The organism is Streptomyces sp. NPDC021100 (genome assembly GCF_044333095.1).
Taxonomy (GTDB): domain Bacteria; phylum Actinomycetota; class Actinomycetes; order Streptomycetales; family Streptomycetaceae; genus Streptomyces.
In genome coordinates this window covers 140,090-156,436 of record NZ_JBIRQH010000014.1, presented here as the reverse complement: position 1 = coordinate 156,436, position 16,347 = coordinate 140,090, and the positions used below count along the sequence as shown (strand labels likewise).

Sequence of the window (16,347 nt, the reverse complement as noted above, 5' to 3'; positions counted from 1 at the left end):
ATCGTTGATCGTTTTCCCGCCGGGGAGGCGCCGGATCCGGGGGTCAGGCCGGGTCCGGAAGCCGGGCCGGGAAAGGAAGTCGGGCCGGGTCCGGAGGCCAGGCCCACCCGGAGCTCAGGCCGGATTTGGAGGCCGGCCCGGGTCCGGAGGTCGGGCCGGCCCGGAGGTCAGGCCGGGAGCGGGGCGTCCGCGCCGACCAGCCCGCTCTCGCGCAGTTCCGCCCAGAACGCGGCCGGGATGTCCTCGTTCAGCGCGACCGTGTCCTCGGCGATGCGGCTGGGCCGGGTGGCGCCGGGGATGACGGCGGCGGCCGCCGGGTGGGCGAGGGAGAACTGCAGGGCGGCGGCCTTGATGCTCACGCCGTGCCGCTCGGTGAGGGCCTTGAGCCTGCCGACGCGCTCGACGATCTCCGGCGGGGCCTGCTGGTACTCGAAGTGGGTGCCGCCGGCGAGGACGCCGGAGCTGTACGGACCGCCGACGACCATGTCGACGTTCCGCTCCTGGGCCATGGGGAGCAGGCGGCCCAGCGCGTGCGCGTGGTCGAGCAGGGTGTAGCGGCCGGCGAGCAGGAAGCCGTCGGGCCGGGGCTCGTCCAGGGCCAGGGTCAGCTCGATGGGCTCGGTGCGGTTGACGCCCAGGCCCCACGCCTTGATGACGCCCTCGTCGCGGAGCCGGTCCAGGACGCGGAAGGCCCCGGTGCGGGCCTCTTCGAACTTCCCGACCCACGCGTCGCCGTGGAAGTCCTGGGCGATGTCGTGGACCCAGACGATGTCGAGGCGGTCGACACCCAGGCGCTTGAGGCTGCCCTCGATCGAGCGCTCGGTGGCCTCGGCGGTCCACTCGTGGAGCACCTTGTTGGGGTTGCCGTGCTCGAAGAGGCCGCCCTTCTCGCCGAAGTCGGGGGTGGCGGTCTCGTGCTCGTCGAGGATGACCCGGCCGACCTTGGAGGAGAGCACGTAGGAGTCGCGGGGCTTGCCGGACAGCACCTTGCCCAGGCGCTCCTCGGCCAGGCCGGCGCCGTAGAAGGGAGCGGTGTCGTAGAACCGGATGCCCTGGTCCCAGGCTGCCTCCACGGTGGCGAGGGCGTCCTCCTCGGGGATCGCCCGGAACATGTTGCCGAGGGGGGCGGTGCCGAAGCCCAGCCGGCCGGGCAGGATTTCCTTGAGGGACATGGTGGTGCCTTTTCGATCGGTGTCCGCGTTGCGCGGCGGCCCGGGCGCGGGGAGACGCGTCGAAGGGGCCGCGCGGCCGGGTACGCGGCGGGGTCTGGGCCCGCCGGGCCGGGGCCGCACCGCACGCCTATTTGCATGCGCCGCTTAGCTGCTCCGACAATAGTTGCAGACGCGGGCTAATGCAAACGCCTCACAACTCGTTGGTCCCCGTCTCAGAACCCGCTGACCCGGAGCGTGACGTTCAGCCGCCCGGTCAGCCCGAGCCCCGCCGGAGCCGTGCCCGGGAACGTCCGGGGCACCCCGTGGTACGCGAACCGGGACGGTCCGCCGAAGACGAAAAGGTCGCCGCTGCGCAGCTCGACGTCCGTCCACGGGCGCGTCCTGGTCTCCGTGTTGCCGAACCGGAAGACGCAGGAGTCGCCGAGGCTGAGCGAGACGACGGGGGCGGCGGACCGCTCGTCGCCGTCGCGGTGCAGGCCCATCCGGGCGCCGGCGTCGTAGAAGTTGACCAGCGCGATGTCGTACGGCTCGGGGCCGGCCGGCGTCCCGTACGCGCGCGCCACCGCGTCCCGGGCCAGCGCGCCGAGCCAGTCGGGGAACGGCTTGACCGGGGCGCCGTCGCCGTCGACGACCGTCCGGGCGTACCCGTACGGGTACCAGTGCCAGCCCAGGCACACCGTGCGGACGGACATCTCGCCGCCGTTCGGCATCCGGACGGCCCGCAGGCCCGCGGGCGGTCTCGCCCACTCCCGGCAGGCCCGGAGGAGCCGGTGCTGGGCGGCCTCGTCCAGCCAGCCGGGGACGTGCACGGCTCCCGGCGCCACCTCGGCCGGCGCCCGGGGGAACAGCTCGTCGTGCATGGGTCCAGGCTAGGCGCACCCGGTCGTACGAAGGGCGGGGGCCCGAAACACGCGACGGCCCGGGAATTCTCTTCCCCGAACCTGTCACATCCGCGCGCCCTCGCCCGTCCCCCTCCCGCAAGCGACCACAAGCGACCACAAGCGACCACAAGCGTCACGAGCGATTCCAAGCGATCGCAAGCGACCGCAAAACACGGACCCGGCGGCCGGAACGCACGTCCCGCCGCCGGTCCGAGCGACCCGAGAGGAACGGCACCGCCATGGCCCGCGTCTCCCTGAACCCGCCCGCCACCCCACTGACCCGCCTCGCCGCCCGGTACTGCCGCCGCGCCTACGGCAAGGTGCTCGACCCGCTGCTCGCCATGGGCCACCACGGCGGGGTGCTGCTGGCCACCTCCGTCTTCGAGCTGGCCGTGGGCCGCTGGAAGCGGCTCGACCCGGGCCTCAAGGCGCTGGCCGTGATGGCCTCGGCGGCGTCCATCGGCTGCTCGTGGTGCATGGACTTCGGCTACTGGGAGAACCGGCAGCACGGCATGGCGCACGAGAAGCTGCGCGACGTCCCGCGCTGGCGCGACAGCGACGTCTACACGCCGCTGGAGCGCGACGTGCTGGAGTACGCGGAGGCGATGACGGCGACTCCTCCGACGGTGGACGACGCCCTGGTGGAGCGGTTGCGGAAGCACCTGGACGACGCCCAGCTCGTCGAGCTGACCCAGATGATCTCGGTCGAGAACCTCCGCTCCCGCACCAACGCCGCGCTGGGACTGACCAGTCAGGGCTTCAAGGACAGCTGTGACATCCCGGCCGGGGGCCCGGTCACCGGCCGCCCTTGATCCCCACCCCGCCGTAGAACCCGACCTTGGCCAGCTCCGCCGGGGTCGGCGGCTCGCCGTCCGGGTGCCAGAGCGGCACCTGGACGACGCCGGGGTCCAGCAGCTCGAAGCCGTCGAAGAACGGGACGATGTCCGCGTACGTCCGCAGCGTCACCGAGGCCGTGGCGTTCTTGTAGGCGTCCGCGGCGGCCCGGGCGGCCTCGCTGTGGAAGTCGGTGGTGCCGTGGCTGAGGACGAGGCAGCTCCCCTCGGGCAGCGCCTCGGCCAGGGCGGTGACGATCCCGGCCGGGTCCTCCTCGTCCGGGATGAAGTGCAGGAGGGCGACGAGCAGCAGGGCCACCGGCTGATCGAAGTCGATCATGCGGCGCAGCTCGGGGTGGGCGAGAATCCGCTCCGGTTCCCGCACGTCGGCGAGCAGGAAGCTCGCGTTGCCGTTGTTGGTCAGCTTGGCCCCGGCGTGCGTCGCCACGATCGGGTCGTTGTCGACGTAGACGACGCGGACGTCGGGGTCGGCCTCCTGCGCCACCTCGTGGGTGTTGGGGGAGGTGGGGATGCCGGTGCCGATGTCGATGATCTGGCGCACACCGCTCCGGACGACCTTGCGCACCGCGCGCAGCAGGAAGTCGCGGTTGGCCCGGGCGCCGGGGCGTATGTCGGGTATGACCTCGATGAAACGTTCCGCCGCGGCGCGGTCGACCTCGTAGTTGTCCCAGCCGCCCAGGTAGTAGTCGTACATCCGGGCCGGGTGCGGCCGGCTGGTGTCGATCTCCTCGGCCGCGAATCCCCCGCCGCCCGTGCCCTGCTCCGTCACTCCCTGCCCCTTCCGAACTGTGCGGATCCCGCAAGTGCCCGGCCGATTCCGGTCGTTGCGGTCGTGCGACGGTCCGGCCCCGTGGCCCGTCCGGCGGGTTCCCCTCCCCCGGACCGGCCGACGGCCGTACCGCTTCCCCTGTTCGAGCCCCACTCCGCCGTACCCGCCGATTCACCGCCGGCACCCCCGTGGCCCGCGGTTCACCGTACGGGCGCCGCGGCACCGGGACGACGCCGGGGTCCCCGCCGTGCGGACCCCTCGTCTCGTCCGGTGCGCGGCACCGGCGGAGCGGGACGCCTCTGCCGTCGTCAGCGGCGCGGCGCGCTCCGAAAGGCGCCGAAGCACCGTGCGCCGCCCGGCCGTCGGCCCGCCACCGCTCCGCCGCTCACGGCCGCGGCCCCTCCGCCGCGCCGGCGAGCAGGAAGTCCGCCTCGCCGGCCTTGGCCCCCCTGATGAACGTCTCCATCTCGCTGTGCGTGTAGATCAGCGCGGGCCCCTCCGGGTCCGTGGACTGGCGCAGGGCGACCCGGCCGTCTCTCAGGCGCATGACCTCGACGCAGCTTCCCCCGTTGCCGCCGCTCCACGGCTTGCGCCAGCCCTCGGTGCCGAGGTCGGTGGCGGGCATGCCGTTGTATATGCGATCCATGGTTCAGATCTCCTTACGAATGCCACCCAGGAATGCCTTGGTGGTGTGTGCCGGCGCGGCCTGCGCGCACATCCGGTCCAGTGCCTCCAGGAAGGCCGAGACGTCCTCGCGCTGGTCGAAATAGGAGGCGCCGATGAGGTTTTCGGCGTACGCGATGTCCGGGAGCTCCTCGATGGGGAACCGGAAGATGTGGAACGGCCCGTACATCGCCGGGTGCGGCCCGGCGGCGTACGGGATGACCTGGAGCCGTACGTTCGGCAAGGCGGTGGCCTCGATGAGCCGGTCCACCTGGGCCCGCATCACCTCGGGGCCGCCGATGGGGCGGCGCAGCACCGTCTCGTCCATCACCACCCACAGCAGGGGCGCCTTCTCCCGGACGAGCAGGTTCTGCCGTTCGCGGCGGACGGTGACGGCCCGCTCGATCTCGGCGTCCGGCGCGTGCGGCTGCCCGGCGCGGAGCACCGCGCGGGCGTACGCCTCCGTCTGCAACAGCCCGGGGACGTAGTGCGGTTCGTAGGCGCGGATGAGGTTGGCCTCCCCCTCCAGGCTGACGAACGCGCTGAACCACTCGGGGAGCACGTCCCGGAAGCGGTGCCACCAGCCGGGCCGGTTGGCCTCCCGGGTGAGGGCGAGGAAGCCCTCGACCTCGGCGGGGTCCTCGACGCCGTAGATCCGCAGCAGCTTCTCCACGTACGGGACCTTCAGGCCGACCTCGGCCTTCTCCATCCGGCGGATGGTGGCGTGCGTGACGTCGAGCGCCCGGCCCGCCTCCTGGAAGGAGAGCCCCGCCTGTTCCCGCAGATCGTGCAGCCGCTTGCCGAGTACGACACGCAGCACGGTCGGAGCCCCTGCCGGCCGCGCGTCCCCCACTGTCCCCTCCTCCTGCCGCGCCAACTGCCGTCCTGATGCCCAGCAGTGTGCCACGCAGTTCGCAAAGCCGACAGGCTGTGCTTTCGATTCTGCAATTTACAGACTGAAGCTTGCCACACCTGACTCGCATCGCACATAGTTGCGGAGTGGTCCCCTCCCAAGACGCACCTTTGCTGGGGCGCCGCGGCGGCTGCTTCGGCGGGCGCCCGCAGGCCGCCTACGCCTACGGGTTCAATTTCCCGGCCCTCAACGCCTCGGTGGCGGAGGCGCGAAGACGAGTCCTCACCCGGCTGCGGGAATGGGGCATCGACGAAACCGCTTGCGACGACGCCCGGTTGGTGGTGTCGGAACTCTTCACCAACGCGGTGCGGCACACGGACAGCGACAAGGTCAGCTGCCATCTGCGGGTGAACGAGGCCCTGGTGCGCATAGAGGTCGCGGACCACGGCTGCGCCCCCACCGAACCGCGGGCGCGCTTCAGCGGGACGGACGAGGAGAGCGGACGGGGACTGCTGCTCGTCGGCGCCCTCTCACAGGCGTGGGGGGTACGGCCGGACGACGCGGGGCGCGGCCGGATCGTCTGGGCCGACCTGCCGCACCGGCGGCTCTGTCCATAGGCGGGACGCCCGCCCCCTCCACTTGAGGACCGCATCCGACGGATCGGGCCCCGGCCCTTCCCCCTCACGGGAAAGGACCGGGGCCCGATCCGTGCGCCGTCCGCCCCGTGGACAGCTACAGCGGCAGCAGATCCGGCCGCTTCGGCTCCACGTGGTCGCCCGACGACTCCCCGCGCAGCCGCCGCCCGATCCACGGCACCAGGTGCTCCCGCGCCCAGTGGATGTTGTCCCGCCGCACCTCGGCCGGCGTCCGCTGGTCCTCCGCCGGCCACGGCTGGTCCGGGTCGGCGGGCACCGCCAGGCCCAGCACCTGCGCGGCCCGCAGCGCCACCCGGGTGTGCCCGTCCGGCGAGAGGTGCAGCCGGTCCTCGCTCCAGGCCCGCCGGTCCTGCACCGAGCGCAGCGACCAGAGGTCGAGCACCGGGCAGTCGTGCCGGTCGGCGATGGCACGGACGTGCGCCGTGTACGTGGCGATCTTGCCCCGCAGGTGCTTCAGCAGCGGCACGTCCCGGGTGTCGAAGCCGGTGCACACCAGCACCGTGCCGACCGAGGCCCGGAGATCGGCCACCGCCGCCTCGTACCGCTCGGCCACGTCGTCCGGGTCGGAACCCGGCCGCAGGATGTCATTGCCCCCCGCGCAGAACGTCACCAGATCGGGCGCGAGCTCCTTCGCCCGCGGCACCTGCTCCTCGACGATCTGGTCGAGCAGCCTGCCGCGCACCGCCAGGTTGGCGTACCGGAAGGTGTGTTCCTCCCGCTCGTCGGCCAGGAGTACGGCCAGTCGGTCGGCCCAGCCGATGAACGAGTCGCCGGGCCCCGGATCGCCGACGCCCTCGGTGAAGCTGTCCCCGACGGCTGCGTACGACCCGATCGCGCTCTTGCTCATTGAATTCGAATCGTCTGCCACGTCAGCACATCATTCCTGCTCGTGAGTGACCTACGCCACCGTAACCAGGGGTTGACGTGCCGTGATGTATCCCACCCCGATTGAGTCACCTCATGCGGAATAAGGCGGACGTAAGGTCGGAGCGGCGCCGTGTGCCCCTCGGCGCCGCCGACGACCCGAGGAGCGCCCGTGCCCCAGACGCCGCAGGTCCCCACGACCGAACCCCTGCTCGCGGGGGTCCGCAACTTCCGCGACCTGGGCGGCCTCCCGGCCGCCGACGGACGGCGCGTACGGCCCGGCGTCCTCTTCCGCAGCGGCCACCTCGCGCGGGCCACCGGGCCGGACACGGCGTTCCTGGGCTCGCTCGGCCTGCACACCGTCCTCGACTTCCGCAACGCCGCCGACATCGCGAGCCAGGGCCCGGACGTGCCGCTGCCCGGCGTCCGGTACGTCAACATCCCCATGAGCGACCAGGCGGACGGCGACGAGTTCTGGCGGATGGTCCACCAGGGCACCCCGGAGCAACTACGCACCGTCCTCTCCGACGGCCGCGCCGCCGCCCGCATGACCGCCTCCTACCGGTCGATCATCACCCACCGCACCACCGAACACGCCCGCGTCCTGCGCACCCTCGCCGACGGCGACGTCCCCGCCCTCCTGCACTGCGCCGCCGGCAAGGACCGGGCGGGCCTCGCCGTCGCCGTCACCCTCCTCGCCCTCGGCGTCCCACGCGACGCCGTCGAGGCGGACTACCTGCTGTCCGACGCACCGCACCGGCGGTTCCCGGTGCGGCGGAAGGTCGCTCTGCCGGCGGAAGTGACGGAGCTGCTCTCGCCGTTGTTCGCGGCGCGGGCGGAGTATCTGGCGGAGGCGTTCGCGACGATCGACGAGACGTGGGGGTCGGTGGAGCGGTACCTCTCCGAGGGGTTGGGGTTCCCGGCGGAGGACCGGGAGCGGCTGCGGGAGCGTCTGCTGACGGCCTGACGGCCTGAGGGTGCCCCGGTCCCGCCCTTTCGCCGTTTCCTGGGGCTGCGGCCCCAGACCCCGCTTGTCGCGGCTTCGCCGCTCGCCCTCAATCGCCGGACGGGCTGAATCGTGCGCCCGGGCCGGAATTCAGCCCGTCCGGCACTTGAGGACAACCGCGCGAAGCGCGGTTTCGGGGGTCCGGGGGCTTGCCCCCGGGAATCGGCGAAGTGGGGGTGCCCCCTCTGGGGGAGGGACCGGGGCACCCCTCACCGGTTCACCACGGCCTGCTTCACCAGCGTCCGCCCGAAGTCCCACATCAACGACCCGCCCCCATGCGCCTCGTCCATCACGGCGGTGAACGCCGCGACGAAGCGGTCGACCTCCCGCTCCCCGATGACGAGCGGCGGAATCAGCTTGATGACCTCCAGGTGGTCCCCCGACACCTGCGTCAGGATCCGGTGCTTCTGGAGCAGCGGCACCACCACCATCTGCGCGAACAGCCCCTTCCGGGCGGCCTGCAGCATGGTCCACCGCCCGCGCAGCGCCAGCGACTTCGGCCGGCCGAACTCGATGCCGATCATCAGCCCCCGGCCGCGGACGTCGTGCAGCAGCTCGTACTTGTCGACGAGGGCGGACAGCCGCGACCGCAGCAGATCACCGGTGTCACGGGCGTTCTCGACGACGCGCTCGTCCTCCATCACCGACAGGACGGCCAGTCCGGCCGCCATCGCCTGGGCGTTGGAGCCGAAGCTGGCGGAGTGGACGAGGACGCGGTCCATGGAGGAGTAGACCTTCTTGAAGATCCAGTCCTTGCCCAGGGTGGCGCCGACGGGGACGTAGCCGCCGGACAGCGACTTGGCCACGCACACCAGGTCCGGCTCGACGCCCTGCTCGTGCTGGTAGGCGAAGAACTTCCCCGTACGGCCCAGCCCCGTCTGCACCTCGTCGGCGATGAGCAGCGCCTTGTGCCGGTGCAGCAGTTCCTGCGCGGCGCGGAGGAAGCCGGGCGGGGGCAGGTGGACGCCCTTGCCCTGGACGGGTTCGACGACGAACGCGGCGACGTCGCCGCGCCGCAGCTCCCGCTCCAGCGCGTCCAGGTCGCCCAGTTCGATCGCCGTGTCCGGGAGCAGCGGGGCGAAGCCGTCGCGGAACCCGCTCTCGCCGTTGACGGACAGGGAGCCGGTGGTGAGCCCGTGGAAGGCGTGGGCGCAGTAGAGGACGCGCGGCTTGCCGGTGGCGTACCGGGCGAACTTCAAAGCCGTCTCGACCGCCTCCGTACCGCTGTTGCCGAAGAACACCCGGTCCAGGTGCGGGGTGTACGCGAGCAGCTTCTCGGCCAGCAGGCCGGGCAGCGGCGGGCAGTCGAAGCGGGTGAGGTCGGCGAGGGAGGCGTCGAGCACGTCGTGCAGGGCCTTGCGGACGACGGGGTGGTGGCGGCCGAGGCCCATCACGCCGAAGCCGGCGAGCATGTCGAGGTAGTCGTCGCCGTCGGCGTCCCAGAAGTAGGCGCCCTCGGCCCGCTCGTAGACCTTGTCGAAGCCGATGGTGTGCAGCATCCGCGGCAGTTGGTGGTTGAGGTGCCGGGCGTGCAGCTCGTACCGTTCGCCCCCGCGCTCGGCGAGCAGCCGGGCGAGGTCGAAGCCCTTGGTGGTGGTGTCCTCGATGGCGGTGGTGTCCTCGGTGGGTCCGACGGTCATGCGTTCTCCTTGCGGGCCAGGACCGCGCTGATCCGGCCGGCGATCTCGGCGGGGGTGAGGCCCAGGTCGGCCAGCACCTCGGAGCGTTTCGCGTGGGCGAGGAACTGCTCCGGGATGCCGATGGTCTCGACGGGCAGGTCGACGTCCGCGTCGCGCAGCGCCTGGGCCACGGCCCAGCCGACGCCGCCGGTGCGGCTGTTGTCCTCGACGACGGCCACCATCCGGTGTCCGGCGGCGAGGGCGGGCAGTCCGGGGTCGACCGGCTTGACCCAGCGCGGGTCGACGACGGTGCAGCCGGTGCCGCGGGCGGCCAGCAGGTCGGCGGCCTCCAGCGCGACCTCGGCCATGGTCCCGACGGAGACGAGCAGCACGTCGTCGGACGTCTCCGCGGACGTCTCCGCGCGGTACAGGACGTCCATGCCGCCGACGCGGTCCACCGCCGGGATGTCCGCCCCGACGGTCGCCTTGGGGAAGCGGACGACGGTGGGGGCGTCGGAGACGTCGACGGCCTCGCGGAGCTGGTCGCGCAGCCGGGTGGCGTCGCGCGGGGCGGCGATCCGCAGGCCGGGGACGACCTGGAGGACGGACATGTCCCACATGCCGTTGTGCGACGGACCGTCGGTGCCGGTGACACCGGCCCGGTCGAGGACGAAGGTGACGCCGCACCGGTGCAGGGCGACGTCCATCAGCACCTGGTCGAAGGCCCGGTTGAGGAAGGTGGCGTAGACGGCGAAGACCGGGTGCAGCCCGCCCGTCGCCAGCCCGGCCGCGGACGTCGCGGCGTGCTGCTCGGCGATGCCCACGTCCCAGACCCGCTCCGGGAAGCGCTCGGCGAACTTCGTCAGGCCGACGGGATGGAGCATCGCGGCCGTGAGCGCCACCACGTCCGGCCGCTCGGCGCCGATGCGGGCCATCTCGTCGCCGAAGACCGAGGTCCACGAGGTGCCGGTGGCGGGGGTGAGCGGCGCGCCGGTGAGCGAGTTCATCACGCCGACGGTGTGGAAGCGGTCGGCCTCGTCCTCCAGGGCGGGCCGGTAGCCTCGCCCTTTCTCCGTCCGCACATGCACCAGGACGGGCCCGTGGAAGCGCTTGGCGCGGCGCAGCGCGGACTCGACGGCGGCGATGTCGTGCCCGTCTATCGGCCCGAGGTACTTCAGGCCGAGGTCCTCGAACATGCCCTGCGGGGCGAAGGCGTCCTTGAAGCCCTTCTTCGCGCCGTGCAGCGACTCGTAGAGGGGCCTGCCGATCAGCGGCAGGCCCTGGATCGTCTCCTTGCCGTGGGCGAGGAACCGCTCGTAGGCGTCGGTGGTGCGCAGGGTGGCCAGGTGGTCGGCGAGGCCGCCGATGGTGGGGGCGTACGACCGCTCGTTGTCGTTGACGACGATGATCAGCGGCCGGTCCTTGGCGGCGGCGATGTTGTTGAGCGCCTCCCAGGCCATGCCGCCGGTGAGGGCGCCGTCGCCGATGACGGCGACGACATGCCGGTTCCAGTGGCCGAGCACCTGGTTGGCCTTGGCGAGGCCGTCGGCCCAGCTCAGGACGGTGGAGGCGTGGCTGTTCTCGATGACGTCGTGCTCGGACTCCTCGCGGGAGGGGTAGCCGGAGAGGCCGCCCTTGCTGCGGAGCTTGGAGAAGTCCTGACGGCCCGTCAGCAGCTTGTGGACGTACGACTGGTGTCCGGTGTCCCAGAGGACGCGGTCGGAGGGCGAGTCGAAGGAGCGGTGCAGCGCGATGGTGAGCTCGACGACGCCGAGGTTGGGGCCGAGGTGGCCGCCGGTCCTGGCGACGGCGTGCACCAGGAAGTGGCGGATCTCCTCCGCCAGTTCGTCCAGGTCCTCCGCGCCCAGCGCTTTCAGGTCCCGCGGACCGCGGATGTTCTCCAGCAACGACACGCCGGCCCCCTCCTTAGCTCAGTCGGCCTTGTCTGTTCCGGGTCCCCGACCGGGCCTTCCGTGCCGTCCGGATCTCTCCGGGCACCCTCCGGCCCCGTCGGCTCCCCGGGTCGTCCCCGGCCCCTCGCGCCGGGTCCCGTGTCGGTCCTCGCTAGCCGGCCACGGTGACGGCGGGCGGCCCGGAGGGCGTACCCGCCGCCGCCATGTCACCGGCCAGCTTCATCGCTTCGTCGATGAGGGTCTCGACGATCTTCGACTCGGGGACGGTCTTGATGACCTCGCCCTTGACGAAGATCTGCCCCTTGCCGTTGCCGGACGCCACACCCAGGTCCGCCTCACGCGCCTCACCCGGACCGTTGACCACGCAGCCCATCACCGCCACCCGCAGCGGCACCTCCATGCCCTCCAGACCCGCGGTCACCTCGTCCGCCAGCTTGTACACGTCCACCTGCGCCCGCCCGCACGACGGACACGAGACGATCTCCAGCCGGCGCTGACGCAGGTTGAGCGACTCCAGGATCTGGATGCCGACCTTGACCTCCTCCGCCGGCGGCGCCGACAGCGAGACGCGGATGGTGTCGCCGATGCCCTCCGCCAGCAGCGCACCGAACGCCACCGCCGACTTGATCGTCCCCTGGAAGGCGGGACCCGCCTCCGTCACACCCAGGTGCAGCGGGTAGTCGCACCGCGCCGCGAGCTGCCGGTAGGCGTTGACCATCACCACCGGGTCGTTGTGCTTGACGGAGATCTTGATGTCGCGGAAGCCGTGCTCCTCGAACAGCGACGCCTCCCACAAAGCCGACTCCACCAGCGCCTCGGGAGTGGCCTTGCCGTACTTCCGCAGCAGACGCCGGTCCAGCGACCCCGCGTTCACCCCGATGCGGATCGGCGTGCCGGCCTCCGAGGCCGCCTTCGCGATCTCCTTGACCTTGTCGTCGAACTGCTTGATGTTCCCCGGATTGACCCGCACCGCCGCACAGCCCGCGTCGATCGCCGCGAACACGTACTTCGGCTGGAAGTGGATGTCCGCGATCACCGGGATCTGCGACTTCGCCGCGATCACCTTCAACGCGTCCGCGTCGTCCTGCGTCGGACACGCCACCCGCACGATCTGGCAGCCGGAGGCGGTCAGCTCCGCGATCTGCTGGAGCGTCGCACCGATGTCCGACGTCCGCGTCGTCGTCATCGACTGCACCGACACCGGCGCGTCCCCGCCCACCGCCACCGACCCGACCCGGATCCGCCGGCTGGGCCGGCGGACGGCGATCCGGGCGGGGACGGACGGCGTTCCCAGCGAAACCGTCGTCACGGCGTCAGTCCCGGTTGCCCGAGACGGTCTCGCGGACGGCGCGCAGCGACTCCTTGAGCGAGCCCATGGTCGCCAGTACGGCGGTGGGCTCGTAGCCGCAGTGCGCCATGCAGTTGGCGCACCGCGGGTCCTTGCCGCGGCCGTACTTGTCCCAGTCGGTCTCCTCGACCAGCTGCCGGTAGGTGGGCACGTACCCGTCGCTCATCAGGTAGCAGGGGCGCTGCCAGCCGAAGAGCGAGTAGTTGGGGATGGCCCAGGCGGTGCAGGGGAAGTCGGCCTTGCCCTCCAGGAAGTCCAGGAAGAGGGGGCTGTGGTTGAGCCGCCACCGCTTCCGGTTGCCGCCGGAGAACGCCTTGGAGAACAGCTCCCGGGTCTGCTCGACGCCCAGGAAGTGGTCCTGGTCGGGGGCCTTCTCGTAGGCGTAGGCGGGCGAGATCATCATCTCGTCCACCTTCAGGTCGTCGTTGAGGTAGTTGAGCACCTCGACGATGGTCTGAGGGGTGTCGGTGTTGAAGAAGGTCGAGTTGGTGGTGACCCGGAAGCCGCGCCGCTTGGCCTCCTTTATGGCCGCCACCGCCTCGTCGAAGACGCCTTCCTTCGCCACGGACTCGTCGTGCCGCTCGCGCAGCCCGTCGATGTGCACCGCGAACGCGAAGTACGGCGAGGGCGTGAACTTGTCGAGCTTCTTGCGCAGCAGCATCGCGTTGGTGCAGAGGAAGACGTACTTCCTCTTGGCCACCAACTGCCGCACGATCTCGTCGATCTGAGGGTGCATCAGGGGTTCGCCGCCGGCGATGGAGACCATCGGCGCGCCGGACTCCAGCACCGCGCCGACCGCCTGCGCCACCGGCATGCGCTGCTTCAGGATCCCCGCCGGGTGCTGGATCTTGCCGCAGCCCTCGCACTTGAGGTTGCACGCGAAGAGCGGTTCCAGTTCCACGATCAACGGGAACTTCTCCCGCCTGCGCAGCTTCTGTTCAGCGAGATAGGTACCGACGCGGATGGACTGACGAAGCGGCATTGCCATCTGGCTCACCTCCTGGGGAGCAGCAAAGAACGGTGCCATGCAAAAAAGGCCGGAAGGACGGTGCGCAGCACGCGGAATGCCGATATTCCACCGCGCAGGGTCCCGATGCGGACAAGCTCGTGTTCGGGAGCGTCCACGACCACTCGGACGGCCGCAACCGGACGCGGACCGGCCCGGACGGCGCTTCTGAGCGTGGCGGCGGACTCCATGTCCACCGCGAGCGCTCCCGAGGCGTGCAGGGCGGATCGTTCCGCCCCGCGCACCACATGGTCGGAACCTACCAGTGGGCCGGTGTGGATGGTCCGCCTGGGTACCACCCGGGCGAGCTCCTTGGCGAGGAGCTCCACACCGGCGCACTCGGTGTACCCCTCGGCGTCCCGGGTCTCGTCGGCGACGACCAGGTCCCCGGGGTGCATCCCGGGGGCGAGGCCGGCGCAGAAGCCGGTGGCGATCACGGCGGCGTCGGCGAGCGCGGCGTACCTGCCGTCGCCGCCGAGCGCCGCGGTCACGGCACGGTCCGCCGCCTGCGGGCCCATGCCCGTGCGCAGGATGGTGGCGGAGCCCGCCGCGCCGTGCCGGCCGCCGCGCAGGGCGAGGCGCTCGATGCCCAGGGCGCAGGCGACCAGCAGGGGCGCTACGGGTGGTTCCGTGCCGGGGGTCATCACGCCTCCCGGGCAGCGAAGGGTTCGCCGTGCAGGTAGCGGCCGAGGGCCGTGAGCGGGAACACCTGCCGGTACAGGTGGTAGTTGATGGAGAAGTCCCAGGGGAAGCCGGTACCGGTGAAGTAGGGCTCGTCCCACGAGCCGTCCGGGCGCTGGGTCCCGGCCAGCCAGGCCACCCCGCGTTCGACGGCGGGGCTGTCCCGCTCTCCCGCTGCCAGCAAGGCCAGCAGGGCCCAGGCGGTCTGGGAGGCGGTGGACTCCCCGCGCCCCATCCAGTCGGCGTCCCGGTAGGAGCGGAGGTCCTCGCCCCAGCCGCCGTCGGCGTTCTGGACGCTCTCCAGCCAGGCGACGGCCCGCCGGAGGGCGGGGTGGGAGCCGGGGAGGCCGGCGGCGACGAGGGCGGGGACCACCGCACCCGTCCCGTAGACGTAGTTGACGCCCCAGCGGCCGAACCAGGCGCCGCACTCCTCCTGTTCGGCGAGCAGCCACTCGATGCCCCCGCGGGCCCGGGGGTCGTGCTGTTTGCCGAGGACGGCCAGCGCCTCCACCACGTGGGCGGTCACGTCCGCCGAGGGCGGGTCGATGACCTCGCCGAAGTCGCAGAACGGGAGCCGGTTGGGGAAGGGGCTGGTGTTGTCGACGTCGAACGCGGCCCACGCGCCGTTCCTCGACCGCATGCCCACGGTCCACCGCATGGCCCGCCGGACGGCCTCCTGGACGCGCGCCGGGTCCGGGTGCCGGACGCGCAGCAGCGCGAGCACCACCTCGGCGGTGTCGTCGACGTCAGGGTAGTTGTCGTTGTGGAACTCGAACGCCCAGGCGCCGGGCTCCAGTCGGGGGCGCCGCACGGACCAGTCGCCGGGCCGCAGGACCTGTTCGTCGAGCATCCAGTCGGCGGCCTTGACCAGCGCCGGGTGGTCGGGGGCGAGGCCGGCGTCGGCGAGCGCGATGGTGGCCAGGCAGGTGTCCCAGACCGGGGACTGGCACGCCTCGATCATCCGGACCGGCTCGCCGTCGGCGTCCTCGTGCCAGACGGCGAAGCGGTCCAGCGACTTCAGGCCCGCGCGCAGCACCGGGTGGTCCAGGTCGTAGCCGAGGAGGTGGAGGGCGATGACGGAGTAGACCGCCGGGGGCTGGATGCCGCCCCAGCAGCCGTCGTTCTCCTGGCGTTCGACGATCCAGCGGGCGGCGGCGTTGAGCGCCGCGCGGCGCAGCGGGCGGACGGCGACCCTGCGGTAGGCGTGCAGCGCCTTGTCCAGGCGCTGGAAGAAGCCGTCCCAGCTGGCGGCCGGCGCGGGCGGGCGCGGCGGGTTGGGGCGGCGGGGGTCGGTGTGCAGCTCGTCGAGGGCGAACGGCGCGGGCCGTACGGGCCGGTGGGCGCCGACGACGGTGAGCGGCACGATGGTCTGCCGGGCCCAGCAGGCGAAGTCGTAGATGTTCAGCGGCATCCACTTGGGGAGGAACATGATCTCCGGAGGCATCTCCGGGAGGTCCTCCCACTTCCACCAGCCGAAGAGGGCCAGCCAGATGCGGGTGAAGACCCGGGTGGCGGCGATGCCGCCGCGCTCGCGGACCCAGGCGGAGGCGGCGGCCATGTGCGGCTCGTCCGGGGCGTCCCCGGCGAGCCGGAGGGCGACGTACGCCTCGACGGTGGCGGACAGCTCCCCCGGCCCGCCGAGGAAGGTGGCCCAGGTGCCGTCGGGCCGCTGCTGGGAGCGGATCCAGCGGGCGGCGGCGCGGGTGGTGCGGTCGTCCCTGATGCCCAGGAACTGGCGGAGCAGCAGGTCCTCGGCGTCCATGGTGACGTTGGTCTCCAGGTCGCCCTTCCACCATCCCTGCTCGTTCTGGTGGGACAGGAGGTACTCGGTCGCCCGGGCGGTGGCCCGCTCGGCGGCGGCGCGGACGGCGGCCGGTGCTCCGCCGGCCGCCTCCTCCTTCACTTCTGTCACAGCGATGGCGCTGTGACCGGCCTCGGCCGCACGGGGCAGCAGTGCCCCGGCGCCGTCGGTCGTCGCTGTCATGGTTTCCCCTAATGCAGTGAGTTGCTTCTCTGCCGTACTGCCGTACCTGGGGTTTCCGTCGACCGACGCGAGCAGCGC

General features: G+C 72.0%; 15 protein-coding genes. 3 read left to right on the top strand and 12 right to left on the bottom strand.

Annotation, left to right across the window (positions count from 1 at the left end; all coding sequences use genetic code 11):
* Positions 1-167: 167 nt before the first annotated feature.
* The gene (locus ACH4PU_RS24185; RefSeq protein WP_398275677.1) at positions 168-1,172 is read right to left on the bottom strand and encodes an aldo/keto reductase; all 1,005 of its coding nucleotides are present in this window, start codon (positions 1,170-1,172) and stop codon (positions 168-170) included.
* A 212-nt stretch (positions 1,173-1,384) separates the two neighbouring features.
* A complete protein-coding gene (locus tag ACH4PU_RS24180; protein ID WP_398275674.1) occupies positions 1,385-2,032 on the bottom strand; it encodes an alpha-ketoglutarate-dependent dioxygenase AlkB family protein in 648 nt (215 codons plus the stop codon).
* Positions 2,033-2,292: 260 nt separating this feature from the next.
* Between ACH4PU_RS24180 and ACH4PU_RS24175 the strand changes: the two genes are divergently transcribed.
* Positions 2,293-2,865 (top strand): carboxymuconolactone decarboxylase family protein, encoded by a 573-nt coding sequence (locus ACH4PU_RS24175; RefSeq protein ID WP_398275671.1) that lies wholly within the window; start codon positions 2,293-2,295, stop codon positions 2,863-2,865.
* Here ACH4PU_RS24175 and ACH4PU_RS24170 read toward each other — a convergent pair.
* The 3 genes from ACH4PU_RS24170 to ACH4PU_RS24160 all read right to left on the bottom strand — a co-directional run bounded on the left by ACH4PU_RS24170 (position 2,849) and on the right by ACH4PU_RS24160 (position 5,192).
* Positions 2,849-3,676, bottom strand: coding sequence for an SAM-dependent methyltransferase (locus ACH4PU_RS24170; protein ID WP_398275668.1), 828 nt, complete (start codon positions 3,674-3,676; stop codon positions 2,849-2,851). The two genes, ACH4PU_RS24175 and ACH4PU_RS24170, sit on opposite strands and share 17 nt — an antisense overlap.
* A 385-nt stretch (positions 3,677-4,061) precedes the next feature.
* Entirely contained in the window at positions 4,062-4,322 is a 261-nt protein-coding gene (locus ACH4PU_RS24165) for a DUF397 domain-containing protein (RefSeq protein WP_398275665.1), read from the bottom strand.
* Positions 4,323-4,325: 3 nt separating this feature from the next.
* Positions 4,326-5,192, bottom strand: coding sequence for a helix-turn-helix transcriptional regulator (locus ACH4PU_RS24160; protein WP_004941346.1), 867 nt, complete (start codon positions 5,190-5,192; stop codon positions 4,326-4,328).
* 146 nt (positions 5,193-5,338) lie between these two features.
* Between ACH4PU_RS24160 and ACH4PU_RS24155 the strand changes: the two genes are divergently transcribed.
* Positions 5,339-5,809 carry an ATP-binding protein gene (locus ACH4PU_RS24155; RefSeq protein ID WP_224346886.1) on the top strand — a complete coding sequence of 157 codons (471 nt, stop codon included), beginning with the start codon at positions 5,339-5,341 and terminating at the stop codon, positions 5,807-5,809.
* Positions 5,810-5,924: 115 nt separating this feature from the next.
* On the opposite strand, the gene ACH4PU_RS24150 is transcribed toward ACH4PU_RS24155, so the two are convergent.
* Positions 5,925-6,716, bottom strand: a complete 792-nt coding sequence (locus ACH4PU_RS24150; RefSeq protein ID WP_185942191.1) for an SGNH/GDSL hydrolase family protein — start codon at positions 6,714-6,716, stop codon at positions 5,925-5,927.
* A gap of 168 nt (positions 6,717-6,884) precedes the next feature.
* On the opposite strand from ACH4PU_RS24150, the gene ACH4PU_RS24145 reads away from it, so the two are divergent.
* Positions 6,885-7,679, top strand: a complete 795-nt coding sequence (locus tag ACH4PU_RS24145; RefSeq protein ID WP_398275660.1) for a tyrosine-protein phosphatase — start codon at positions 6,885-6,887, stop codon at positions 7,677-7,679.
* Between the two features lie 248 nt (positions 7,680-7,927).
* Here ACH4PU_RS24145 and ACH4PU_RS24140 read toward each other — a convergent pair whose 3' ends face one another.
* From ACH4PU_RS24140 to shc, 6 genes are all read right to left on the bottom strand, one after another.
* Positions 7,928-9,358, bottom strand: a complete 1,431-nt coding sequence (locus tag ACH4PU_RS24140) for an aspartate aminotransferase family protein (RefSeq protein WP_398275657.1) — start codon at positions 9,356-9,358, stop codon at positions 7,928-7,930.
* Positions 9,355-11,250, bottom strand: a complete 1,896-nt coding sequence (gene dxs, locus ACH4PU_RS24135; RefSeq protein WP_398275654.1) for a 1-deoxy-D-xylulose-5-phosphate synthase — start codon at positions 11,248-11,250, stop codon at positions 9,355-9,357. Before dxs ends, ACH4PU_RS24140 begins: the two co-directional genes overlap by 4 nt.
* A 151-nt stretch (positions 11,251-11,401) precedes the next feature.
* On the bottom strand, positions 11,402-12,559 hold the full coding sequence (gene ispG / locus ACH4PU_RS24130) for a flavodoxin-dependent (E)-4-hydroxy-3-methylbut-2-enyl-diphosphate synthase (RefSeq protein WP_398275651.1): 1,158 nt from the start codon (positions 12,557-12,559) through the stop codon (positions 11,402-11,404).
* Between the two features lie 4 nt (positions 12,560-12,563).
* Positions 12,564-13,586, bottom strand: coding sequence for an adenosyl-hopene transferase HpnH (hpnH, locus tag ACH4PU_RS24125; RefSeq protein WP_398275648.1), 1,023 nt, complete (start codon positions 13,584-13,586; stop codon positions 12,564-12,566).
* A gap of 5 nt (positions 13,587-13,591) precedes the next feature.
* Positions 13,592-14,248, bottom strand: a complete 657-nt coding sequence (locus ACH4PU_RS24120; RefSeq protein WP_398275645.1) for a 1-hydroxy-2-methyl-2-butenyl 4-diphosphate reductase — start codon at positions 14,246-14,248, stop codon at positions 13,592-13,594.
* A complete protein-coding gene (gene shc, locus ACH4PU_RS24115) occupies positions 14,248-16,269 on the bottom strand; it encodes a squalene--hopene cyclase (RefSeq protein WP_398275642.1) in 2,022 nt (673 codons plus the stop codon). The genes ACH4PU_RS24120 and shc overlap by 1 nt, the downstream gene beginning before the upstream one ends.
* Positions 16,270-16,347: the final 78 nt, after the last annotated feature.